The following is a 22,573-nucleotide window of genomic DNA, read 5'->3' as shown; positions in this document are numbered from 1 at the left end:
GTTCAGTGGGTTGAAGACTCCGGCGACACGGACGGCACGGGTGACATCAGCGAGCGGCTGCGAAAACGCGGCCACAGGGCTCCCAGCACAAACACGCGAACCATGTAGGGCACCAGCCCTTGCTCGTTGAGCGCGGGATCGACCCGCGCGCGGTAGCGCGTGCGGTGCAATTGCGTGAGCTCGGACCAATGGACATGCGGGTTCTCGTGATGTGCGGTGTGCAGGCCGATGTTGAACAGCAACGGGTTCACCAACCCCTCGAAATTGCGTGCGTAGTTCAGGCGTGTACCTGCGGTATCGCGCGGCGCCTCCGCATCCGCCGCGGACCGGTGTCCGTCGGCGTGCGCGTGCTGCAGATAGTTGGTCGCCAGCAGCCAATGCAGCCCGTGCAACTGCGGCAGGATCACCAACAGCAGCGCCTTGCGCCAGTCGAGCAGCAGCAGCGCGCTCCAGCTGCCGAGCCACAGCGCGTACTGCGCCATGCAGTAGCGCCACGGGCCCCGCCGGTGCCTGCGAAGCCGGCTTAGCCAACCGAGGAACACCGGCACCAGCACCCACACGGCCTGGAACGGATGCAGCAGGTAACCCCGCAAATGATTGGTGTCGCCATTGAAGCGATAGGTGCGCGCCACGTCCCGCGGCCCGTGCCGGTGGCGATGGTGATTGGCCACGTGCGCGGGCCAGAAAACGAAGGTCGGATGCCCTTGCAGCAGCGTGATCCAGAAGTCGGTGAGGCGGTTCATGTGCCGCCCCCGCCACATGCGCAGATGCACGTGGTTGTGGTGGATCACGCCCACGCCGAGCGTGAGAAACAGCATCGGCCCATAAAGCAGCACGGAGAACCCATGCGTCCATTGCCATGCCGCCAATGCCGGAAGCGCCGCCAGATACGCAAGGCTCTGCCAGTCGCGCCAATGGCGCAGCCGTGCCAGCCGACGGGGCCCCTCAGGCCGGCGTGCCATGCTGTTGCTGGCGTTGCTGCTTCGAGCGAAATGCCTGGAACTGCGGCTCCGCCGCATCGGCGGCAATGCGCGTGCCGAACAGCCGGTCCATGAAAGTGAACTGGAATCCGTAGTTGCCGCCGTGGCAGGCATGGTGCAAATGGTGGCGGCGGCTGGCGGCAAACCAGTGGCTGTATGAGACCCGGGGAAAGAAGTCGTAGTTCGAGTGGCCGACGCTGTTGAAGAACAGACTGAACAGCGGCACCGAGGCGAGCGACCAGAAGCTGAAATCGTGCAGCAGCATCGGCAGCAGGATCACGTTGCCGAGCATTGCCGCTTCGATCGGATGAAAGCTGTAAGTCGCCCAGGGCGTGGTCACGACCGAGCGGTGATGCGGCCCGTGAAAGCGCCGCAGCCAGCGCGTGTGCAGCAGGCGATGGTTCAGCCAGAAGTGAACGTCGTTCCAGATCGCGAGCATCAGGATTTCGGCCACGATCTGGCGCCAGCCCGCGTCGGCGTCGAGCCGCGCCCAGCCCAATTGAAGCAGGCCCCAGGGAAACACCATGCCCAGCCCGAATACGAGCACCGACACCCCCGACTGCGCCAATTCGCGGCGCACCTGCCCCGGCTGCAGCGGCCGCGGGTCGAGCACGCGCCCGATGCCGAGCGCCGGCAGCACGCGATGGGTCAGCAGCCAGTTGAGCGCGCCGAACCCCAGATAGATGCCGCCGAAAAAGACCAACCCCCACAACATCACCTGGAGGGCGGACAACGAAGTAAAGGTTTGCGCCATCCCCCGAGGCTACAGCAGCATTTCGGGAACCAGCGGCGCAATGAGCAGGTTGTGGAGACGTTGGAAGAAGCTGGATTCCGGCTCCGACGTCAGGATGACTTCTTTCTCGCCATCGTTCGTGAGCCACTGCAGCGTGCCAGTTTCCTTGGCGAGGCGCAGACGGTACGAGTTCTGCAGCTTGCTGATGTTGATGACGCGCAGCATCTCGCGCGCCAGCTGCGGACTGTCGACCACCACGCCCATCTCGGTGTTCTGGCTCGCCGAGCGCGGATCGAGGTTCATCGAGCCGATGAAGATGCGCGTCTTGTCGATGGCAGCGGTCTTGGAATGCAGCCGTCCCAGCGATTTGCCGAACATGCCGAAGCGCTCGCCCGCGGTGGTGCGCTGCGGGCTCAGCTCGTACAGGTCGGCCCCGCTCCTGAGCAGCCGCTCGCGGTAGCGCGCATAGCCGGTGTGCACCAACGGCTCGTCGTTGGCTGCCAGCGAATTGGTCAACAGGGTGAGCTTGACCTTGCGCTTCGCCAGATCTTCGAACGCCGCCATGCCGCGCTCGCCCGGCACCAGGTAGGGAGAGGTCAGGTCGACTTCGAACTTGGCGTCCATCAACAGCGTCCAGACCTTCATCGTCACGCTGGTGGCAATGGCCTCGTCCGCCGTCATGGTGGTCGGCTTGGTCGGTGGATCGGCGATGGCGTGGGCCTCGCCCCACAAGAGCCCCATGCGGCCACCGTCGAGTTCTTCCGCAATCGGGCCATAGCCCAGGACGTCGGAAGGCGGAAGCACGATCTTCGGCGGCGCCGCCGCCATGCCGATCGTGGCGTCGAAGTCGGCGGCCGTGGGCGTGCGGCCGCCCTCGCCGCGGACAATGTCGGCGACGGGCCAGACCTGTTCGCTGTTCCAGTAGGCATCGAAAATCGACTCGAGCTGCGGGAGCACCTTGCCCACCACCAGCGCGTCCATGTCGATGAAGTTCTGCGCCTCGCTCAGCACGAAATATTCGTCGGCAATGTTGCGTCCGCCGACCACCGCCATCGTCCCGTCGGCGATGAAGAGCTTGTTGTGCATCCGGTGATTGAGCCGCCCGATCTCGTGCGGCGACGCCGCGAAGCGCGACAGGAAGCCGTTGCGCCCGCAGCAGAAGGGGTTGAACAGCCGCACGTCCACGTTGGGCGTCTGAGAAAGCGCCAGCAGCAGCTGCTGGCTCTTGACGGTATAGAGATCGTCCACCAGTAGCCGTACCTGCACCCCGCGCGCACCCGCCTCGCGCAGCGCGCGCATCAAAAGGCGTCCGGTGGCGTCGTTCTCGAACTGGTAGTACTGGACCACCAGCGAGCGCTGGGCACGCTGCGCAAGCTGCACGCGCGCGTCCAGCGAATACACGCCGAGCGGCATCAACCGGAAGCCGGAGTGCTCGCCGGGCGGCGTCGAGGCGGCCGCGATCTTTGCGAGCGTCGTGGTCGGATCAACCGCGGCCGCATTCACCGCCGCCCGCTCGCGCGCCGGCGGCAGCGATCCGCAAGCCACCAGCGCCGCCAGCACGGCGCCGGCAAGGCAGATTCGCAGAAGTTGAGTCCAGGCATTCATGATGAATCGATCTCGCAGCGGTGTCGGTTTTTTTCGGTCCCTGCCATGGATACGCGCGCCGGCACATGCCGGTTTCGTTTTCATCCGGGCGCAATCCAAAAAATTGCTCACCGTCCTAGAATTCGTTCCACACCTGTCCGGAGTTACACCATGGCAAGACCGATCCTCTCACGCATCGCGCCGATGTTGATCGCAGCCGGACTGGCACTCCCAGCTTGGGCCGCCCTGGACATCGGCGACCCGGCACCCAAGTTCACCGCCAATGCCGCGCTCGCCGGCAAGACCTTCCGCTACTCGCTGGCCGATGCGCTGGCCAAGGGCCCGGTGGTGTTGTACTTCTTTCCGGCCGCCGACTCCAGCGACTGTTCGATCGAAGCCCATGCCTTCGCCGAGGCCGTCGACCAGTTCGCCGCGCTAGGTGCCACCGTCATCGGCGTGTCGGCCGACGACATCGACACCCTCTCCAAGTTTTCGGTCAAGTCCTGCCAAAGCCGGTTTCCCGTGGCGTCGGACGAATCGAAGGCGGTGATCAACGGTTTCGACGCCCTGATGCAGACCCGGCCGGACTTCGCCAACCGTCTCTCGTACGTGATCTCGCCAGACGGCAAGGTGGCGTACTACTACCAGAATCTGAATCCGGACAAGCACGTGGAGCGCATGCTGAATGCGGTGCGGGCGCTGCCGCGAACTGGTTCGCCGAGGTAGGAGCGCGCGCGGCGTGGTTGCCCCGCTTCGCGCAAAATCCGTTTCATGCAACTCAACTTCATCGCCAACGCCGACGTCCCGTCTTCCTCCGGCCGCACCTTGCAGGTGCTCGACCCGTCCGACGGCCAGCCTTTCGACGACATCCAGCGCAGCAATGCCGCCGATATCGACTCGGCCGTGCGCGCGGCGCGCGATTGCTTCGATGGCGGGTGGCACAAGGTGAGCGCGGCCGACCGCGGCCGCCTGCTCTACAAGCTGGCGCAGAAGATCGCCGAGCACGTCGACGAATTGGCGCTGATCGAGCAGCGCGATTGCGGCAAGCCCGTGAAGCAGGCACGCGCCGACGCGGTGGCGCTGGTGCGCTATTTCGAGTTCTATGCCGGCGCCTGCGACAAGCTGCACGGCGAGACCATTCCCTACCAGGACGGCTACAGCGTGTTCACGTGGCGCGAGCCGCACGGCGTCACGGGGCACATCATTCCCTGGAACTACCCGATGCAGATCTTCGGGCGTAGCGTGGGCGGCGCCCTGGCGGCCGGCAATGTGTGCGTGGTGAAGCCGGCCGAAGACGCCTGTCTGTCCCTGATCCGCGTGGCGCAGCTGGCGGCCGAAGTCGGCTTTCCGCCCGGTGCGCTCAACATCGTGACCGGCTACGGCCACGAGGTGGGTGATGCGCTGGCGCGGCACCCCGGCATCGACCACATCAGCTTCACCGGCAGCCCGAAGATCGGCACGTTGATCCAGCAGGTGGCTGCCGAGCGGCATTGCCCGGTGACGCTCGAACTCGGCGGCAAGAGCCCGCAGATCATCTTTGCAGACGCTGACCTCGACGCGGCCATTCCGGTGATCATCAACGCCATCGTGCAGAACGCCGGCCAGACCTGCTCGGCCGGCTCGCGCGTGCTGATCCAGCGCGGCATCTACGAGCCGCTGCTCGAGCGGCTCGGCCACGCCTTCGAGGCGTTGCGCGTCGGGCCGGCAGCCATGGACCTCGACGTCGGCCCGCTGATCCGCCAGACCCAGCAGCAGCGCGTGTGGGACTTCCTGAGCGACGCCCAGGTGGCCGGGATCCCGATGGTGGCCCACGGCGTCGTCGTCGACGAAGCGCCCGAAACCGGCTTTTACCAGGCGCCCACCCTGCTGCGCGACGTGCCCGCCAACCATCGTCTTGCGCAGGAAGAAGTGTTCGGGCCGGTGCTCGCGGCAATGCAGTTCGCCGACGAAGACGAAGCAGTGGCGCTCGCCAATGCCACGCAGTTCGGCCTCGTCGCCGGGGTGTGGACGGCCGATGGGGCGCGCCAGTTCCGCATGGCCAAGCGGGTGCGCAGCGGCCAGGTTTTCATCAACAACTACGGCGCGGGCGGCGGCGTGGAACTGCCGTTCGGCGGCGTCAAGTCGTCCGGCTACGGGCGCGAAAAGGGCTTTGAAGCGCTGTACGGCTTCACCACCCTCAAGACCGTCGCCATCAAGCACGGCTGAAGCCGTATCCGCGGCCGTTTCGGGGGGTGTTCACCGCCGAGCCCCGATACACTGCCCGCAGCACCTTTTCAGGAGACAAACCGTGCGCGTCAAGAACAAATCCATCATCGTGACCGGTGCCGGCGGCGGCATCGGCGAAGGCATCGCCAAGCGGCTCGCGGCCGAGGGCGCCCAGGTGCTTGTGAACGACATCAACCCCGCGGCGGGCCAGCAGGTGGTGGAAGCAATCCTGCGCGACGGCGGCAGGGCCTCGTTCTTTGCGGCCGACGTCACCAAGTCGGCCGAGGTCAAGGCGCTGGTCGAGGCCGCGGTGGAGCGCCACGGCAAGCTCGACGCCATGGTCAACAACGCCGGCTGGACGCACCGCAACCGGCCCGCCCTCGAAGTCAGCGAAGACGAGTTCGACAAGTGCTATGCGGTCAACGTGAAGAGCATCTATCTGGCCACCGTGCACGCGGTGCCGGCGTTCCGCGCCAATGGCGGCGGCTCGTTCATCAACATCGCCTCGACCGCCGGCGTTCGCCCGCGTCCGGGCCTCACCTGGTACAACGGCTCGAAGGGCGCCGTCATCACGACCAGCAAGTCGCTGGCTGCCGAACTCGGCCCCGACAACATCCGGGTCAATTGCATCAATCCGGTGTTCAACCCCGACACCGGCCTGGCCGCCGAATTCGCGGGCGGCCCGCTGACGGAAGAGCGCAAGGCCAAGTTCCGCGCCACCATTCCGCTCGGCCGCTTCTCGACGGCCCTGGACGTGGCCAACGCCGCGCTCTACCTGGCGAGCGACGAAGCCGCTTTCATCAGCGGGGTTTGCATCGAGGTCGACGGCGCACGCTGCGTCTAGTAGCCCTTTCCGGATCGGCCCTTGCTCCATGGAGTAAATTGGCCATTGCCCCATGAAAAGCAAAAGCACCACCGTCATTCCGGTCTCCGAAATCGGCCGCGCACGCCCGGCCGTCTCGGTGCCGGAGATCGCCGTGCCTGCCACGGGGCGCCTGCTCGACCGCCTGGGCCGCCCCCTGACCGACCTGCGCATCAGCGTGACGGACCGCTGCAACTTCCGCTGCAGCTACTGCATGCCGAAGGACGTGTTCGACAAGGACTACCAATACCTGCCGCACAGCGCGCTGCTGAGCTTCGAGGAAATGACGCGGCTCGCGCGCCTGTTCGCGGCCCATGGCGTGCGCAAGATCCGCCTCACGGGCGGCGAGCCATTGCTGCGCAAGAACATCGAGGGGCTGATCGAGCAGTTGTCCGAGCTCCGCACCCCGGCCGGCGAGCCGCTCGCCCTCACGCTGACCACCAACGGCTCGCTGCTGCAGCGAAAGGCGGCCGCGCTGCGTTCCGCCGGCCTGCAGCGCGTGACCGTGAGCCTCGACAGCCTGGACGACGCGGTGTTCCGCCACATGAACGACGTCGATTTTCCGGTGGCCGACGTGCTTGCCGGCATCGACGCGGCGCTGGCCGCCGGCCTCGGTCCCCTGAAGGTGAACATGGTGGTGAAGCGCGGCACCAACGAGCAGGAAATCCTGCCGATGGCGCGCTACTTTCGCGACAACCATGGCGGCAAGGTGGTGCTGCGCTTCATCGAATACATGGACGTGGGCGCCACCAATGGCTGGCGCATGGACGAGGTGTTGCCCTCGGCCGATGTCATCGCGCGCATTGGCGCGGAGTTTCCGCTCGCGCCGCTGGAGCCCAGCGCCCCCGGTGAAACGGCCCAACGGTGGGCCTATGTCGACGGCGGCGGTGAAATCGGCGTGATCAGCAGCGTCACGCAGGCCTTCTGCCACGACTGCAGCCGCGCTCGCCTGTCTACCGAGGGCAAGCTCTACCTCTGCCTTTTTGCCAGCGCAGGCCACGACCTGCGGCCCCTGCTGCGCGGCACCGCCACCGACGAAGACATTGCCTCGGCCATCGGCCACATCTGGCAGGGCCGCGCCGACCGCTATTCCGAACTGCGCGCGCTTCGTGGCCCCGACAGCGCCGAGCACGACGGCAACGACAACAACAAGGCGCCTCGCCGCGTCGAAATGAGCTATATCGGCGGATGACTTCCACACAAGATTCCATTTCCCCCAGCGAGATCACCGGGCTGCTGCTGGCTGGGGGACGCGGCTCGCGCATGGGCGGCATCGACAAGGGCCTGCAGAACTTCAATGGCTCGCCGCTGGCCATGCATGCCGTGCTGCGCCTTGGCATGCAGGTGGGCGAGGTCATGATCAATGCCAACCGCAACCTGGCCGCCTACGAATCCTTCGGCGTGCCGGTCTGGCCCGACAGCCTGGCCGACTACGCCGGTCCGCTGGCAGGCTTTCTGACCGGCCTCGAACGCTGCGAAACGCCCTATCTCCTCACCGTGCCCTGCGACACCCCGCTGTTTCCGCTCGATCTGGCCAGCCGTCTGGCCGAGGCCATGGTGGCCGACAACGCGGAGATCGCCATGGTCAGCGCGCCCGAGGCCGCTGCCGAACCCGGCGCGGTGCCGGTGCTGCGGCCGCAGCCGGTGTTCTGCCTGCTGCACACCGCGCTGCTCGAAAGCCTGGTGAACTTCACTCAGTCCGGCGGCCGCAAGATCGACGCCTGGACCGCGCAGCACCGCACGGTGCTCGTCCCCTTCGACCGGCCCGCCGATGCGCCCGACGCCTTTTTCAACGCCAACACGCTGGCCGAACTGCACGCCCTTGAAAATCGATGAGCCGCATCGCCGACATTGCCGCCGCCCTTGCGGGCTATGACCCCCAGGCCCTGAGCGTCGGCGGCGTCCAGGCTTTTCTGGCGCAGCTTGCGGCCCCGGCCGTCGTTTCGGAACGCGAGGAAGTCGGGGTGCGCGAAGCACTGGGCCGCGTGCTGGCCGAAGACATCATCTCGCCCGTCAGCGTGCCGCCGCACGACAACTCCGCGATGGACGGCTTTGCCTTCGACGGCGCCATCCTGCGGGACGACGCTCGCACCGACGAGTCCATCGACCTCCGCGTGGTGGGCACGGCCCTGGCCGGTGCAGCGTGGCGCGGCACCCTGGCTGGCGGCGAAGCGGTTCGCATCATGACGGGCGCCGTCATGCCCGACGGGCTCGACACCGTGGTTCCGCAAGAGTTCTGCAAGGTCGACGAAGACCGGGTGAGCTTTCCCGCCAGGGTGCTTCGCCGCGGCGACAACCGCCGCTTTGCGGGCGAGGACCTGATGCAGGGGCAACCGGCCTTGCGGCGTGGCGAGCGTCTGTCGCCCGCCGCGCTCGGCATGGTCGCAAGCCTGGGGCTGCCCGCGGTGTCCGCGCTGCGACGTCTGCGCGTGGCCTACTTTTCGACCGGCGACGAAATCCTGAGCCTTGGCGAACCGCCGCGTGAGGGCGCCGTGTACGACAGCAACCGCTACACGGTGTTCGGCCTGCTCACGAGGCTGGGCTGCGAGGTCATCGACCTGGGCCTCGTGCGGGACGATCCCGCCACCCTCGCCGCCACGCTCCAGCGCGCCGCCAGCGAGGCCGACGCCATCATCACCAGCGGCGGCGTGAGCGTCGGCGCTGCCGACCACACGCGCGCCGTGATGCAGCAACTCGGCGACATGGCCTTCTGGCGCGTCGCCATGCGCCCGGGGCGGCCAATGGCGGTCGGGCTGGTTCCGCGCGATCCGGCCTCTTCATCGCAGCCGGGCGCTGCGGTGCTCTTCGGCCTGCCGGGCAACCCGGTCGCCGTGATGGTGACTTTTCTTGCCTTCGTCCGGCCTGCGCTGTTGCGCATGATGGGCTGCCACGACATCGCCGCGGCGCCGCCGCCCTTGCTGCGCGCGCGCAGCGTGAGCGCCATCCGCAAGAAGGCCGGCCGTACCGAATACCAGCGCGGCTTCGTGCAGGCCGTGTCCGGCGCGCTGCCCGAGGTTCGCATTGCGGGCAACCAGGGATCGGGCGTACTGAGCTCGATGGTCGAGGCCAACGGGCTCGTCGTGCTGCATCACGACCACGGCAATGTGGCGGCTGGCGACGAGGTCGACGTCATGATGTTCGACGGGGTTATTTAGCTCGCCCCCATTCTTCGCGCCTCAGATCCGGCCCAGCGCCTTGTCCACGCCTTTGTTCGCGAGCATGTCTGCGCGTTCGTTGCCGGGGTCGCCGGAGTGGCCCTTAACCCATCGCCATTCGATGACGTGGCCGCCCTCCGCCACCAGCTTGTCGAGTTTCTGCCAGAGTTCGACGTTCTTCACCGGCTGCTTGGTCGAGGTGCGCCAGCCCTTGGCTTTCCAGCCGCGGATCCACTCGGTGATGCCCATGCGCACGTACTGGCTGTCAAGGTAAAGAATGACCTTGCAGGGCCGCTTGAGAGCGGCCAGGCCCTCGATCACGGCCGTCAGTTCCATGCGGTTGTTGGTGGTAGCTAGCTCGCCACCGAACAGTTCCTTCTCGGTGGCACCCGACTTGAGCCAGGCGCCCCAGCCGCCCGGGCCGGGGTTGCCCTTGCAGGCGCCATCGGTGTAGATCACGACTTCGTTCAAAACTTACTTTTCCTTCTTCTCTCGATCCATCGATCGTTCATTCAATCAGTCGGTGTGGTCGGCCTTGTGCATCTTGCCCGCAATCGACACAGGAGCGGTTGCGCGCGCCGCGGCGCGGCGCCAGTCGGCGCTCAACAGGCGCATGCCGCGGACCCGCTTGACCGCCACCACGAAATACACGGCACCGAAAATCGGCCACCAGCGCTCACCGGCGGTGTCCATCCAGCGGCAGCGCTCCAACCAGGCTTCGCTGCGCACCGCGGGCCGATAGACGCCGAAGCGCCCCGACTCCACCTCGAAGCTCAGGAGCCGCAACCAGTCTCGCATGCGCCAGTAGCCGATGAACTCGCCACCTTCGGGCAGAAAGAGGTCGCCGAACCCGAGCTTGCGATAGAGGTGCGCGCGGCGCTGCCGCATGCCCCACAGGCTGGCCGGGTTGAGGCCGCAGATCACCACGCGGCCTTCAGGCACCAGCACCCGCTCCACCTCGCGCAAGGTGGCATGGGGGTCCTGGCTCAGTTCCAGTGCGTGCGGCAGCACCACCAGATCCAGGCTATTGGCTGCAAACGGCAGCGCCGCAAAATCGGTGAACAGCGCTGCCCTGCTGGGCTGCACCGGTTCCGGCAGGGCCAGCCAGCGGTGCGGCATGCGGTTGGTGCGCAGCCCATCGACTTCGGCGGCGCCCAGCTGCAGCGCGTGATAGCCGAAGACGTCCGCCACCGCCTGGTCGAACTGGGCCTGTTCCCACGCCAGCAGGTAGCGGCCGGGGGGGGTCGCGAACCAATCCTGCAAACCTATAATTTGACCGCTCATGACCCTCGTTCCGCTGCCCGCCTTCGCTGACAACTACATCTGGATGCTGCAGGACGGCTCCAACGCGATCGTGGTGGACCCGGGCGACGCTCAACCGGTGTTCGACGCGTTGGCGCGCGACAAGCTGCAGCTCGCCGCGATTCTAGTCACGCGCCACCATCACGATCACACGGGCGGCGTGGCTGCGCTCCACGCGGCCACCGGTGCGCCCGTCTTCGGCCCGGCGCGCGAACCCATTCCCGAGCCCTTCACCCCGCTCTTGCACGGCGACAGCGCCAAAGTGCTTGGCAAGCGCTTCGCGGTCATCGACGTGCCCGGCCACACCGCCGGCCACATCGCCTACTTTCTTCCTGCGGGCGAAGGCCAGGCACCGCTGCTCTTCTGTGGCGATACGCTGTTCTCCGGCGGCTGCGGCCGGCTGTTCGAAGGCACGCCCGCGCAAATGCTAGCCTCGCTCGCTGCGCTGCCGGGCGACACCCGCGTATGCTGTGCCCACGAATACACACTTGCTAACCTGCGTTTCGCCCACGCGGTGGAACCCGGCAATGCCGATCTGACTCACTACACCGCGCGCTGCGAAAGCCTGCGCGCACAGGGGCAGCCCACGCTGCCCTCGCAACTGGCAACCGAACGCCGAATCAACCCCTTTCTTCGCAGCCGCGAAGCCACTGTCCTTAGAGCGGTGCGCGAGCACGCCGAGCTTTCCGCCAATGCGGCCGAAGCCGACGTGTTTGCTGCGCTGCGCCAATGGAAAAACGACTTCCGATGAAACTTATCGCTGCTGTCTGCCTTGCTGGCTCACTGTTGCTCGCGGGCTGCGCGAGCACCACGAGCGGCCCCTCTTCGTCCTCCTCCTCTTCGACTCCCGGCTCGCAGCAGCCTACCGCGGGAGGCACCGGCTCCAAGACTTCGAGCGGCGCCGCGCCGGTCTATCCAGGCGGCCCCCTCACCCCCATCACCAGCAGCGAGGCCCACTCGCAAAGCGTCATCACGCTGGCGCCGCCCGCCGACATGTGGGACCGCATCCGCCGCGGCTTCAAGATGCCGAACCTCCAAAGCGACCTGGTGCGCGACCGCGAGCAGTGGTACGCCAGCCGGCCCGACTACATCCAGCGCATGACCGAGCGCTCGAACAAATACATCTTCCACATCGTCGAAGAGCTCGAGCGGCGCAACATGCCGACCGAGCTCGCGCTGCTGCCGTACATCGAAAGCGCATTCAACCCGCAGGCCATCTCCAGCGCGCGTGCGGCGGGCATGTGGCAGTTCATGCCGGCCACCGGCACCGATTTCGACCTGAAGCAGAACATCTTCCGCGACGACAGGCGCGACGTGGTGGCCTCGACCCGCGCCGCGCTCGACTACCTGCAGAAGCTCTATGGCATGTTCGGCGACTGGCAGCTTGCCCTGGCCGCCTACAACTGGGGTGAAGGCAGCGTGAGCCGCGCCATCGCCAAGAACCAGCGCCTCGGCCTGCCCACCACCTACAGCGATCTTTCCATGCCGGCCGAAACGCGGCTGTACGTGCCCAAGTTGCAGGCCGTTAAAAACATCGTCGCGAACCCGCAGGCGTTCAACACCGATCTGCCGCTGATCGCCAATCACCCGTACTTCCAGACCGTGACGCTGACGCGCGACCTCGACGTCGAACTGGCGGCCAAGCTGGCCGACATCCGGCTCGAAGATTTCCGCGCCCTGAACCCTGCTGCGCACAAGCCCGTGCTGCTGGCCGCCGGCACGCCGCAAATCCTGCTGCCCTGGGACAACGCGGCCGTGTTCCAGCGCAACTTCGACGCCTACGCGCAAGGCCAGTACGCAAGCTGGACGGCATGGGTCGTTCCCAACACCATGACCGTGGCCGATGCGGCCCAACGCTCGGGCATGAGCGAATCCGATCTGCGCGCGCTCAACAGCATTCCGCCGCGCATGCTCATCAAGGCCGGCTCCACGCTCATCGTGCCGCGCGGCGCCCGCGTCAAGGAGGACGTGACGGCGCTGGTGGCTGACAGCGGCCATCTGAGCTTCCAACCAGAAATCGTCAATCGCCGCACCACCGTCAAGGCGGGGCGCAACGACAGCGTGGCCAGCATCGCGCGCCGCTACAAGCTCAAGCCCGACAGCGTGGCCGAGTGGAACGACGTCAATCTCAACCACTCGTTCAAGCGCGGCTACAGCGTGGTGGTGTACCTGCCTGTTCGTGCGGCACCCGCGACTCACGTGGGCTCGGGCGCCGCGCCGGCGCGCGGACACACAGCCGTTGCCGGCAAGCGCGGCGGCGGCGCGGTCAAGGCCGTGGCTGCGCGCGGCACCACCATCGTGAAGACGCCCGCCGGCAAGCAGCAGCAGGTGGTACGCGAAAAGCGCGGCGGCACGCCGGTAAAGAAGAAGCGCTAAGAAGCGCGGAAGCCCTCGAAGCGCTAGAGCTTTTCGGTTTCTCCGCTGCGTGGCTGCCACTTCATCAGGCGTTTTTCGATCAAGCCGACAAGCCCGTCGAGCAGCAACGCGAAGGCCGTCAGCACCACGATGCCGGCGAACACGGTGTTCACGTCGAAGGTGCCTTCGGCCTGGAGAATGAGGTAGCCCACGCCCCGCGCCGAACCCAGGTATTCGCCGACCACCGCGCCGACGAAAGCCAGCCCCACCGAGGTGTGCAGGCTCGAAAACACCCAACTGGTAGCGCTCGGCAGATACACGGTGCGCAGCAACTGCCGCTGGTTGGCGCCGAGCATCTTCGCGTTGGCCAGCACCACCGGGCTTACCTCGCGCACGCCCTGGTAGACGTTGAAGAACACGATGAAGAACACCAGCGTGACGGCCAGTGCCACCTTGCTCCAGATGCCCAGTCCGAACCACAGCGCGAAGATGGGCGCGAGGATCACGCGCGGCATCGAATTGGCGGCCTTGATGTAGGGATCGAGAATCAGGCTGGCCGTGGGCGCCAGCGCCAGCCAGAGCCCGCACGCCAGGCCGAGCACGGTGCCGATGCCGAAGGCCAGCACCGTTTCGAGCAGCGTGGTGCCCAGGTGCCGGTAGATGTCTGCATTGCCCTTGAGGCCTTCGGGGAACAACAGGTTCGGCGGCACCTCGAACGGCAGGAACCAGCTCCAGATGCGCCCCGCCACCTGGATCGGTTCGCCAAGAAAAAATGCGATCTGCTGGTTGCGCGACGCCACATGCCAGCCCACCAGGATGACCGCCAGCAGCACCAGCTGCCAGAAGCGCGCATTGCGTTCGTTGAGGCTGGGCATCATGCGGCCTTCCGGAGTTGCTGCGCGTAGCCCTTGAGCACTTCGTCGCGCAGTACCTCCCAGATTTGCGTATGCAGCTCGACGAATCGTGGCTGCGTGCGCACCTCGGCCACGTCGCGCGGGCGCGCGAGGTCGATGACAAATTCGCCGATCGGGTGCGTGGCCGGCCCCGCCGACAGCACTACCACGCGGTCGCTCATGGCTATGGCCTCGTCGAGGTCATGCGTGATGAAGAGCACCGCTTTCTTCTTCGCGCTCCACAGCTCGAGCACTTCGTTTTCCATCAGCTGCCGCGTCTGGATGTCGAGCGCGCTGAAGGGTTCGTCCATGAGGATGATGTCCGGGTCGAGCACCAGCGTCTGCGCCAATGCCACCCGCTTGCGCATGCCGCCCGAGAGCTGGTGCGGATAGCGGTCGCCGAAACCAGAAAGGCCCACGCGCGACAGCCAGGCCTCAGCCTGCTCACGCGCCTGGGCGTCGGGCACGCCGCGGTATTGCAGCCCCACCAGCACGTTGTCAATGGCGCTTCGCCATGGCATCAACGCCTCGGTCTGGAACATGTAGCCCGCGCGCGCATTGACTCCTTGCAGCGCCTGGCCAAAGACCTTGATCGTGCCCGACGACGGCTCGAGCAAACCGGCGCCGACGTTCAGCAAGGTGGACTTGCCGCATCCCGTAGGCCCCACCACCGATACGAACTCTCCGGCCCGCACGCGCAGCGTGGTGTCCGCCACCGCGGTGTAGCGCTGGCCCGGATCATCCTTCGAGTGAAAAGTACAGCTGATGGAGAGAAGTTCGAGTGCGTAGTCGGACATGTCTGGCAGGAATTCTGGCATCGGCCGCCACAAGAAAAAACCCGGCCGAAGCCGGGTCGCGGGGACGTTCGGAGTCAGGCTTTGAACCTGTCTTTCGCGCGCCTAGCAAAATCGTTGGTGTAGGTTTTCGTGAGGTCGATCTTTTCGGCCTTCACGGATGTGTCGAAGCTGGCGATGGCCGCCAGCGCGGTCTTGGGGCCTTCGGTCGGCACGAGGCCGTCGGTGGCGATCGATTCGCGCACCTTGTCGAAAGACGCAAGGTACAGCGCGCGGTCACCGAGCAGATAGGTCTCAGGCACCGTCTTGATGATGTCGCCGGGCCCCGCCGTCTGCAGCCACTTGAGGCCGCGGACGATGGCATTGGCTAGCGCCTGGCAGGTGTTGGGGTTCTTCTGGATGAAGTCCGTCGGCGCGTAGAGGCAGGCCGCAGGCATCGGCCCGCCGAACACCTGCTGCGTGCCCTTGAGCGTGCGCGTGTCGCTGATGATCTTCACGTCGCCCTTCTGCTCGAGCATGGTCATGACCGGATCGGTGTTGCTGATGGCGTCGATCTGGCCCGATCGCAGCGCCGTGAGCGCGCCGGCTGCCACACCCACACCGATGTAGCTCACATCGCTGGCCTTGAGGCCTCCGCGTGACAGCACAAGATTGGCCACCATGTTGGTCGAGGAGCCCGGCGCCGATACGCCGATCTTCTTGCCCTTGAGATCCTGGATGCCGGTGTAGCCCGCCATGTTCTTGGTCGACACGCCCACCGCGATCTGCGGCGCGCGCCCCTGCAGCACGAAGGCCTGGAAGAACTGGTTCTTGGCCTGCAGGTTGATGGTGTGCTCGTAAGCGCCTGAGCATACGTCCGCCGAACCGCCGACCACCGCCTGCAGTGCGCGCGCGCCGCCGGCAAAGTCGGAGATCTCGACATCGAGGCCCTCGGCCTTGAAGTAGCCGAGCTGTTCGGAGATGGTGAGAGGCAGGTAATAGAAAGCCGCCTTGCCGCCGACGGCAATGGAAATTTTTGTCTTCTCGAGCTTGGCTTGCGCAAAAACCCGCGGCAGCGCGATCGATGCGGCAGCGACTGCGGAGGCGGTGATGAGGGTTCTGCGAGGGAACATGGAACGGACCTGCGGGCTCATTGATTCTTTAGACCGAATCGAGCTTAGGGGTGCGCCCCTGTCGGGTGCATCGGGGTCATCCCGTGCGGGTTTTCACGTAAGCACGAAGGCCTCTACGGCCTGTGCCAAACGGCTTATCGCGCGACGAAAAGAATCGCGATGTTGACCAGGAATCCGAAGGCCCAGAGCGCACTGCGTACGCTGCCAATGCCCTTGATGTAGGCCGCGAGATAGAGCACTCGCAATACGACATAGGCCGCTGCCAGCATGTCGAGCCGCGCTTGGTTGGCGCCCAGCTGGTGCGCAATGATCACCGCGCCAATGAAAAACGGCAGCCCCTCGAAGCTGTTGGACTGCGCGCTGTTGGCGCGCGCGCGCCAGCCGCTCTGCTTCGCAGCCCAGTCGCGCGGATGCGTGTTGTCGCGCGGACCGAAGCTGCCGGCTTTCGCGATCCATGCCGCGAGATACGGCAGCCCGCAGGCGATGAACACGCACCAGTAGGCGACGGTGAGCAATGAAAGAGTCATTTGGGTTTGTGGTCTGCGTTCGACAGCGGCTGCGACGGCCGCTGCGCGCTAGCGGCGGTCGACCAATGCATGCGCGATGGTGCCGAGATCCACGTATTCGAGTTCACTGCCGGCCGGTACGCCGCGCGCAAGGCGCGTCACATTGAGGCCGCGCTGCCTGAGTGCTTCGCCGATCACGTGCGCGGTGGCCTCGCCCTCCGCCGTGAAGTTGGTGGCCAGGATGACTTCGCTCACGGTGCCGTCGAGCGCACGATCGAAGAGTTTCTGCAGCCCGATGTCCTTGGGGCCGATGCCATCGAGCGGGCTGAGCTTGCCCATCAGCACGAAGTAGTAGCCGCGAAAGGCCCCCGTGCGTTCGAGCGCGGCCTGGTCGGCGGGCGTCTCGACCACGCAGAGTTTGGTCGCGTCGCGGCGCGCATCGAGGCACACGTTGCACACAGGCGCTTCCGTGAAGGTGTTGCAGCGCTCGCAATGCCGCACGTTGCCCGCCGCCTGCTGCAACGCGCGCGAAAGCAGCTGCGCGCCTTCGCGGTCGTGTTGCAGCAAATGAAACGCCATGCGCGAGGCCGACTTGACGCCGACCCCGGGCAGGCGGCGCAGTGCATCGACCAACGCGTCGAGCGAACTGGCGTCGGCCATCAACGGCTCAGAACGGCAGCTTCATGCCGGGCGGAAGGCCCGGCATGCCGGCCGTGAGCTTGCCCATCTTCTGCTCGCTGGTTTCCTCGGCCTTGCGCACCGCTGCATTGAAGGCGGCGGCCACGAGGTCTTCGAGCATGTCCTTGTCGTCGGCCAGGAGGCTCGGGTCGATGGTGATGCGCTTCACGTCGTGCTTGCAGGTCATCACGACCTTGACCAGGCCGGCGCCCGATTCACCTTCGACCTCGATGGTGGCCAGCTCTTCCTGGGCCTTCTTGAGGTTGTCCTGCATTGCCTGCGCCTGCTTCATGAGGCCGGCCAGTTGTCCTTTGTTGAACATCGTTGGTCCTGATTGGTTGGAATGGGGGAAGGATAAGAGAGATGGCGGTCGAACCGGAATGCCGCAAGTGCCGGCACGAGTTTTCAGTAGCGTTCTGTCAGGCCGGCTTGAGCGTTCCGGGCACGATCTTCGCATCGAATTCACGCATCAGCATCTGCACTTCGGGATCGTTGCGGATGGCATCTTCGGCCACGCGCTGGCGTTCGTCGGCGGCCTGCTTGTTGCGGCGCGCGGGGCTGTCGACTACGCCGCCGATCTCGATGGCGAGCTTCACGCTGTGGCCGAGCGCAGCCAGCGCGTCGCTGAGCTTCTCACGGGCCGAAGGCTGGTTGAGCAGCTCGCGCTCCACCCGGAGTATCCACTGGTCGACGTCGCGCGCCACCAGCTGCGACTGCAGCGCGAGCTCGCGCGCGAGGGCATTGATGCTCTCGGCCGCAATCATTTGCGTGACCGTGGCGTGCCAGAAATCGCCGTCTTCGCTGGGCGGAATGGGCGGTGCCGGGCTGCGCTGCTCGTCGGGGCGCGGCACGTCGCGCTGGCTCGGCGGCGGCTGGACGCGCATCGGAACGGCAAGCACCTTGGCGCCCGTCTCCCACGGCGGAGCTTCTGCCGTGGCGGGTGGCCTCGCCTCGCTTTGCCTGATGGGCTCGCTGACAACGGCAAGACGCTGTCCCGCCGGCGCCGAAAGGGCCTGCCGCGCCGCGGGCGCGGCGGCCGGAACAGGCGACTCGGCGACCTCCGCAACCCGAGCCGGCGTAACGGCCGCAGGGGCCGAAACCGCCTTCCGGGCTTCATTCAGAGTTTTTTTTTCCGTGGAGGCCGATGAAGCAGCCGCGCTGGAAGGCTTGAAGGCCAAGAGCCGCAACAGCACCATCGTGAGCGCCGCGTACTCGTCGGGCGCCAGGCCCAGCTCTCCGCGGCCGTGCAGGCACAGGCTGTAGAGCAATTGCGTTTCGTCGGCCGGCATCAGCGCGGCAAGGCGTGCCGTGTCGGCCGCATCGGGATCGGTAGCGGAATCGGCCGACTCGGCCCGCGAAGGCACCGCCTGCAGCACCGCCATGGCCTGCAGCACCGCCGTCATTTCTTCCAGCGTAGAGGCGGCGGACATGCCGTCGCGCCGCAGCGCCTCGGAGGTGTCGACCACCGTCTTGCCGTCGCCCTCCGCCAGCGCCTCGATCAGCTTGAACACATGGCCGCGGTCCACGCTGCCGAGCATCTGGCGCACGCCGGTTTCGAGCAGTTCGCCGTTGCCGAAAGCGATGGCCTGGTCGGTGAGCGACAGCGCATCGCGCATCGAGCCGCGCGCGGCGCGGGCCAAGAGCCGCAACGCCTGCGGCTCGGCCGGCACCTGTTCGGTCTGCAGCACGCTCGTCAGGTGCTCCAGCACCGTTTCAGGCGCCATTGGCCGCAGGTTGAACTGCAGGCAGCGCGACAGCACCGTGACCGGCACTTTCTGCGGATCGGTGGTGGCGAGCACGAACTTGAGGTATTCCGGCGGCTCCTCCAGCGTCTTCAGCATCGCGTTGAACGCGGTGTTGGTGAGCATGTGCACTTCGTCAATCATGAAGACCTTGAAGCGCCCCTGCACCGGCTTGTACACCGCCTGCTCGAGCAGCGACTGCACCTCGTCCACGCCGCGGTTCGATGCGGCGTCCAGCTCGGTGTAATCGACGAAGCGGCCCGAATCGATGTCCTTGCAAGCCTGGCACACCCCGCAAGGCGTGGCCGTGATGCCGCCCTGCCCGTCCGGGCCCTGGCAATTGAGCGACTTGGCCAGAATGCGAGAAACCGTGGTCTTGCCCACGCCCCGCGTGCCGGTGAAAAGATAGGCGTGATGCAGGCGCTGCGTGGTCAACGCGTTTTCGAGCGCCTGCACCACGTGCCCCTGGCCAACCATCTCACCGAAGGTTTTCGGACGGAACTTGCGAGCGAGCACGAGATAAGACATTGCGGGCATTCTAAAAGGGGCCGAGCCGGTCCTCGGCCCCCATCCCGCAAATCAAAAAAGACCCGTCTTTTCGAGGGACACCAGTGACCCGGCCTTGCCGGACCGCCGGGTTACAATGCAATTTGACGGGCCTCCCTGCATGGTGAAGTGGCCAACCGGGTCAGGTGGGGAACCAAGCAGCCCTAACTGCGTAGTCAGTGCCAGGGGTAAGGCTCGTCAACCTAACATCAAAAAGCCGTGAGTTCCAAGGACTTACGCGCTGAACAGGGGGCGACGAAGCCCCCCGCTCCCCACCTCACGTGCTTCCGCCGCCAACGAGCATCTCGCATGGCCCGACGAAGCCTTCGCTGCCTTCGAACTGGCGCAGCGCCTCTTCAATGGCATCCCAGGTGCTCGCGCGCTCGGCTTCGTCGAGACCGACCATCATCTGGTGCAGCGCGCCGAAAGACTCACGTTCGAAGCGCACGCATTCGGCTGCGCTCGCCAACCGCACCGGCGACGGCACCTTGCGCACCTCGATGTCACGCAAGCCGGCTTTGGCAAACGCGGCCTCCAGCGCGCCTTCGGCACCGAGCGAAAACGGTCCGGGCTGTCCTGGCAGCGGCGCGGGAAGCCTCGCGCGTTCGCGAATGATCTTCACGGGGATCGAGAAAAATGCATTGCGCTCGGGGGTCGAGTAGACGACAGCCGACACCCGCCCGCCCGGACGCAAGGCCCGCCGCATGCCGGCGAGCGCGCGCTGCTGGTCGGGGAAGTAGATCAGGCCCACGCGGCTGATTGCCGCGTCGAAGCTGCCGGCGGGCAGCGTGTCGAGCGCCTCGCCGTCGAGTTCAAGGGTCTCGAGGTTCGACAGGCCCGCGGCCTTGGCATCCGTGGCCGCGCGCTCGAGCAAGGCCGGCGCGATGTCGGTAGCGAGCACGTGGCCGCTGGCGCCCGCGCGCCGCGCAGCACCGATCGATTGCTCTCCCGCGCCGGCCGCGACGTCGAGCACCCAGCTGCCGGGCCCGATGCGTGCCAGATCGAACATCGTTTCCGTCGCATCGCCCAGCCAGCGGCCGAGAAACGGCCCCCAGCGATGCCAGGCCTCGGCGGCAGCTTGCCATTGAGCGCGGGTGGTGGTCTTGAAGGCGGCGGCGTTGAATGCCGGCGCGGCTGTGACGGTGTCCATGATGTGTCTCCATCGAGTGAGGGAGTCTCAAGAATGGCAGCGCGGCCCAAGGTTCGCCAGTCCAGAATTTGTACTGGCCTCGGCTCGCCCCAGGGGCTAAATTCGCGCCATGATCGACTACGGCCAGTTTTGTACCGTGGCGCGTGGCGCCGAGGTGCTGTGCGAGCGCTGGACGCCCCTGGTGGTGCGCGAGTTGCTGTGCGGTAGCACGCGCTTCAACGACATCCGGCGCGGCGTGCCGCGCATGTCGGGCTCGCTGTTGACGCAGCGCCTACGCAAGCTCGAGGAAGTAGGTGTCATCAAGCGGGTTCAGGGTGAAGGCAGCACGGCCCAATACCATCTGACAGCAGCGGGCGAGGAGTTGCGCCCGATCGTGATGGCACTGGGCCATTGGGGCGCGCGCTGGATTGGAAGCCGGCTCAAGCGCGACCAATTGGACGCCGGCTTCCTGATGTGGGACGTCCGCCGCTTCGTGCGGATCGACGAGTGCCCGCGCGCGCGTTGCATCGTGATCCACTTCCGCTTCACCGACGCTGCCGAAGGCGAGCGGCGCTGGTGGCTGGTCGTCGACCAGGGCAGCGCCGACCTCTGCCGCGACAACCCCGGCGACGAACCGACGCTGATCGTCGAATCGACCGTGCGAACGCTGACCGAGATCTGGACCGGCGATCTCGACGCCGAGGCTGCGTTGCGCGAGCGGCGCCTGCGCGTCATCGGCACGGAATCCGATACCCGCGACCTCTGGCGCTGGCTCGGGCGTAGCGTTTTCGCCGACACCCGGGTCGCAGCGCGGTCAGTGCCAGGGGCAAGGCTTGTCAACCTAGCATCGAAAGGATGAGGCATGGCAGGCGGCCCCCTCACCGGCGCTGAATCCGCAGCCGCTGCATCCAACTAACCAATCTGCCGTAGTCCGGCCATGACCTCTTCGGTCGGTGGCAACTCGCTGGTTCGCCAGACCAGCCGGGCGTGACGATCGAACAGATAAACCTGGCCGGTATGGCGGTCGCCCGCTGCCGCGCCTCCCGTGAACAGCGAGAGCATCGACTCAAGTGCCTCGGGGGCTGGCGCCGCCGCGCTCCACGTTGGCCTTGCGCCGAAGCGCCGCAACCAGGCGCTCAGTGCAACAGGGTCGTCGGACAGCGGGTCGATGCTCAGCGACAGCAGACGCACCGCCGTGTAGCGCTCCGACAGCAATGCCGCCTGCAGCGTCGAGAACAAGGCCCCCTGGATCGGGCAGACCGTGCTGCATCCGGTAAACATCAATTGAACGGCGGTTGGGGCGCCTCGCAACTGCGCCGCGAGCATCGGTGTGGCGCCGTCGTGGCGCCGCAGCGGCAGAGCCGGAGCCGACATCGCCGGCAGCACCGGGCCGATGCTGGAGTTTGCGCGTGCCGGAGGCACACCTAGCCACGCCAGTGCACCGGCGGCAAGCAGGCGCCGGCGCCCGCGGGATGCAACCCGCGAGGGTATGAAGGGGCCCCGCGCGTTCATTGGGTTCATTGAGAAAGGACTTGCGTCAGGTAGTCCCACAACGCCGCGCACTGGCCTTCGTCGGCATCGAAGCGCGGCATGGCTCGGGGCAGCGCGACATGGGCCGGGTCGATGCCGGTGCGCAGCGTCCGGCAGAAGGATGCGCGCTCGTACGCGACGGGCGGGCCGCCGCGGCGCGGAAGGACTTCGCGCAATTGGCGCCGGTCGAGCGGCGGCGCGAAACCCGAGACAGCGGCAGTGGACTTGCCGGGGCCCGCGTGGCACTGGATGCAGCGCGTCGCTGCGCCCGGCAGCGGCGCGCTGTGGCCGGACAGCGTGCCGGCGAGTGGCTCGGTGCCATCGAACAGGCGCGCGCCACGCGCCACCGAGGAAGGCACGGCGGCCTCAGGCTTTCCGGACCACGCCGGGCCAACGGCCAGTGCGGTTCCGAGCGCCAGCGCCAGCATCATCATCGAAAGCCTCGGCTTCGCGAAGCGCACCGGCCG

24 protein-coding genes and 1 other RNA gene are annotated in these 22,573 nt (G+C 66.5%); 10 read left to right on the top strand and 15 right to left on the bottom strand.

Translation table 11 applies throughout. From position 1 onward, the window contains the following. Window positions 1-2 precede the first annotated feature (2 nt). Genes BLR24_RS17345 through BLR24_RS17335 form a run of 3 tightly spaced genes read right to left on the bottom strand, consistent with a single transcriptional unit; the run spans window position 3 to window position 3,318 of the window. Window positions 3-962, bottom strand: coding sequence for a fatty acid desaturase (locus BLR24_RS17345; protein ID WP_093019088.1), 960 nt, complete (start codon window positions 960-962; stop codon window positions 3-5). Continuing rightward, the gene (locus BLR24_RS17340; RefSeq protein WP_093019086.1) at window positions 946-1,734 is read right to left on the bottom strand and encodes a sterol desaturase family protein; all 789 of its coding nucleotides are present in this window, start codon (window positions 1,732-1,734) and stop codon (window positions 946-948) included. The genes BLR24_RS17345 and BLR24_RS17340 overlap by 17 nt, the downstream gene beginning before the upstream one ends. A 9-nt stretch (window positions 1,735-1,743) precedes the next feature. Further along, complete coding sequence (locus BLR24_RS17335) at window positions 1,744-3,318, bottom strand: phospholipase D family protein (RefSeq protein ID WP_093019084.1); 1,575 nt, start codon at window positions 3,316-3,318, stop codon at window positions 1,744-1,746. Between the two features lie 150 nt (window positions 3,319-3,468). Between BLR24_RS17335 and BLR24_RS17330 the strand changes: the two genes are divergently transcribed. The 6 genes from BLR24_RS17330 (at window position 3,469) to glp (ending at window position 9,519) form a co-directional block, all read left to right on the top strand. Next, on the top strand, window positions 3,469-4,023 hold the full coding sequence (locus BLR24_RS17330; RefSeq protein WP_093019082.1) for a peroxiredoxin: 555 nt from the start codon (window positions 3,469-3,471) through the stop codon (window positions 4,021-4,023). A gap of 45 nt (window positions 4,024-4,068) precedes the next feature. Further along, the gene (locus BLR24_RS17325) at window positions 4,069-5,502 is read left to right on the top strand and encodes an aldehyde dehydrogenase family protein (protein WP_093019080.1); all 1,434 of its coding nucleotides are present in this window, start codon (window positions 4,069-4,071) and stop codon (window positions 5,500-5,502) included. An 82-nt stretch (window positions 5,503-5,584) separates the two neighbouring features. Continuing rightward, entirely contained in the window at window positions 5,585-6,346 is a 762-nt protein-coding gene (locus BLR24_RS17320) for an SDR family oxidoreductase (protein ID WP_093019078.1), read from the top strand. Window positions 6,347-6,398: 52 nt separating this feature from the next. Beyond that, on the top strand, window positions 6,399-7,556 hold the full coding sequence (gene moaA / locus BLR24_RS17315; protein ID WP_093019076.1) for a GTP 3',8-cyclase MoaA: 1,158 nt from the start codon (window positions 6,399-6,401) through the stop codon (window positions 7,554-7,556). Further along, window positions 7,553-8,200: a molybdenum cofactor guanylyltransferase MobA gene (gene mobA, locus BLR24_RS17310; RefSeq protein WP_093019074.1), complete on the top strand. Its 648-nt coding sequence runs from the start codon at window positions 7,553-7,555 to the stop codon at window positions 8,198-8,200. The genes moaA and mobA overlap by 4 nt, the downstream gene beginning before the upstream one ends. Next, entirely contained in the window at window positions 8,197-9,519 is a 1,323-nt protein-coding gene (glp, locus tag BLR24_RS17305) for a molybdopterin molybdotransferase MoeA (RefSeq protein WP_093019072.1), read from the top strand. Before mobA ends, glp begins: the two co-directional genes overlap by 4 nt. 21 nt (window positions 9,520-9,540) lie before the next feature. On the opposite strand, the gene rnhA is transcribed toward glp, so the two are convergent. Next, window positions 9,541-9,990 (bottom strand): ribonuclease HI, encoded by a 450-nt coding sequence (rnhA, locus tag BLR24_RS17300; RefSeq protein WP_093019070.1) that lies wholly within the window; start codon window positions 9,988-9,990, stop codon window positions 9,541-9,543. 45 nt (window positions 9,991-10,035) lie between these two features. After that, window positions 10,036-10,803 carry a class I SAM-dependent methyltransferase gene (locus BLR24_RS17295; RefSeq protein ID WP_254787394.1) on the bottom strand — a complete coding sequence of 256 codons (768 nt, stop codon included), beginning with the start codon at window positions 10,801-10,803 and terminating at the stop codon, window positions 10,036-10,038. Between BLR24_RS17295 and gloB the strand changes: the two genes are divergently transcribed. Then, the gene (gloB, locus tag BLR24_RS17290; protein WP_093019066.1) at window positions 10,802-11,572 is read left to right on the top strand and encodes a hydroxyacylglutathione hydrolase; all 771 of its coding nucleotides are present in this window, start codon (window positions 10,802-10,804) and stop codon (window positions 11,570-11,572) included. The genes BLR24_RS17295 and gloB overlap by 2 nt on opposite strands. Continuing rightward, window positions 11,569-13,197, top strand: coding sequence for a transglycosylase SLT domain-containing protein (locus BLR24_RS17285; protein ID WP_093019064.1), 1,629 nt, complete (start codon window positions 11,569-11,571; stop codon window positions 13,195-13,197). The genes gloB and BLR24_RS17285 overlap by 4 nt, the downstream gene beginning before the upstream one ends. Before the next feature lie 23 nt (window positions 13,198-13,220). On the opposite strand, the gene BLR24_RS17280 is transcribed toward BLR24_RS17285, so the two are convergent. The 7 genes from BLR24_RS17280 to dnaX all read right to left on the bottom strand — a co-directional run bounded on the left by BLR24_RS17280 (window position 13,221) and on the right by dnaX (window position 19,429). After that, entirely contained in the window at window positions 13,221-14,054 is an 834-nt protein-coding gene (locus BLR24_RS17280) for an ABC transporter permease (RefSeq protein WP_093019062.1), read from the bottom strand. Further along, window positions 14,051-14,866 carry an ABC transporter ATP-binding protein gene (locus tag BLR24_RS17275; protein ID WP_093019060.1) on the bottom strand — a complete coding sequence of 272 codons (816 nt, stop codon included), beginning with the start codon at window positions 14,864-14,866 and terminating at the stop codon, window positions 14,051-14,053. Before BLR24_RS17275 ends, BLR24_RS17280 begins: the two co-directional genes overlap by 4 nt. A gap of 74 nt (window positions 14,867-14,940) precedes the next feature. Beyond that, window positions 14,941-15,975: an ABC transporter substrate-binding protein gene (locus BLR24_RS17270; RefSeq protein WP_093019574.1), complete on the bottom strand. Its 1,035-nt coding sequence runs from the start codon at window positions 15,973-15,975 to the stop codon at window positions 14,941-14,943. A gap of 134 nt (window positions 15,976-16,109) precedes the next feature. Beyond that, window positions 16,110-16,502 (bottom strand): MAPEG family protein, encoded by a 393-nt coding sequence (locus BLR24_RS17265; RefSeq protein ID WP_093019058.1) that lies wholly within the window; start codon window positions 16,500-16,502, stop codon window positions 16,110-16,112. A 48-nt stretch (window positions 16,503-16,550) separates the two neighbouring features. Then, window positions 16,551-17,141: a recombination mediator RecR gene (gene recR, locus BLR24_RS17260; RefSeq protein ID WP_093019056.1), complete on the bottom strand. Its 591-nt coding sequence runs from the start codon at window positions 17,139-17,141 to the stop codon at window positions 16,551-16,553. A gap of 7 nt (window positions 17,142-17,148) precedes the next feature. Then, entirely contained in the window at window positions 17,149-17,481 is a 333-nt protein-coding gene (locus BLR24_RS17255; RefSeq protein WP_012747441.1) for a YbaB/EbfC family nucleoid-associated protein, read from the bottom strand. A gap of 97 nt (window positions 17,482-17,578) precedes the next feature. Then, the gene (gene dnaX / locus BLR24_RS17250; RefSeq protein ID WP_093019054.1) at window positions 17,579-19,429 is read right to left on the bottom strand and encodes a DNA polymerase III subunit gamma/tau; all 1,851 of its coding nucleotides are present in this window, start codon (window positions 19,427-19,429) and stop codon (window positions 17,579-17,581) included. A gap of 124 nt (window positions 19,430-19,553) precedes the next feature. Here dnaX and ffs point away from each other — a divergent pair. After that, an RNA gene (gene ffs, locus BLR24_RS17245) (signal recognition particle sRNA small type) lies at window positions 19,554-19,650 on the top strand. A gap of 74 nt (window positions 19,651-19,724) precedes the next feature. Here ffs and BLR24_RS17240 read toward each other — a convergent pair. Beyond that, complete coding sequence (locus BLR24_RS17240; protein ID WP_093019052.1) at window positions 19,725-20,597, bottom strand: class I SAM-dependent methyltransferase; 873 nt, start codon at window positions 20,595-20,597, stop codon at window positions 19,725-19,727. A gap of 109 nt (window positions 20,598-20,706) precedes the next feature. On the opposite strand from BLR24_RS17240, the gene BLR24_RS17235 reads away from it, so the two are divergent. Next, window positions 20,707-21,435, top strand: coding sequence for a winged helix-turn-helix transcriptional regulator (locus BLR24_RS17235; RefSeq protein ID WP_217636327.1), 729 nt, complete (start codon window positions 20,707-20,709; stop codon window positions 21,433-21,435). A gap of 53 nt (window positions 21,436-21,488) precedes the next feature. Here BLR24_RS17235 and BLR24_RS17230 read toward each other — a convergent pair whose 3' ends face one another. Further along, on the bottom strand, window positions 21,489-22,097 hold the full coding sequence (locus tag BLR24_RS17230) for an SCO family protein (RefSeq protein ID WP_093019050.1): 609 nt from the start codon (window positions 22,095-22,097) through the stop codon (window positions 21,489-21,491). After that, on the bottom strand, window positions 22,094-22,567 hold the full coding sequence (locus BLR24_RS17225) for a hypothetical protein (protein WP_254787392.1): 474 nt from the start codon (window positions 22,565-22,567) through the stop codon (window positions 22,094-22,096). Before BLR24_RS17225 ends, BLR24_RS17230 begins: the two co-directional genes overlap by 4 nt. Between the last annotated feature and the right edge of the window lie 6 nt (window positions 22,568-22,573).

Origin of the sequence: Variovorax sp. OV700 (assembly GCF_900099805.1) — a bacterium.
GTDB lineage: Bacteria > Pseudomonadota > Gammaproteobacteria > Burkholderiales > Burkholderiaceae_C > Variovorax.
Note: the sequence above shows the minus strand (reverse complement) of the source record. Positions and strands in the feature narration are given on the sequence as shown.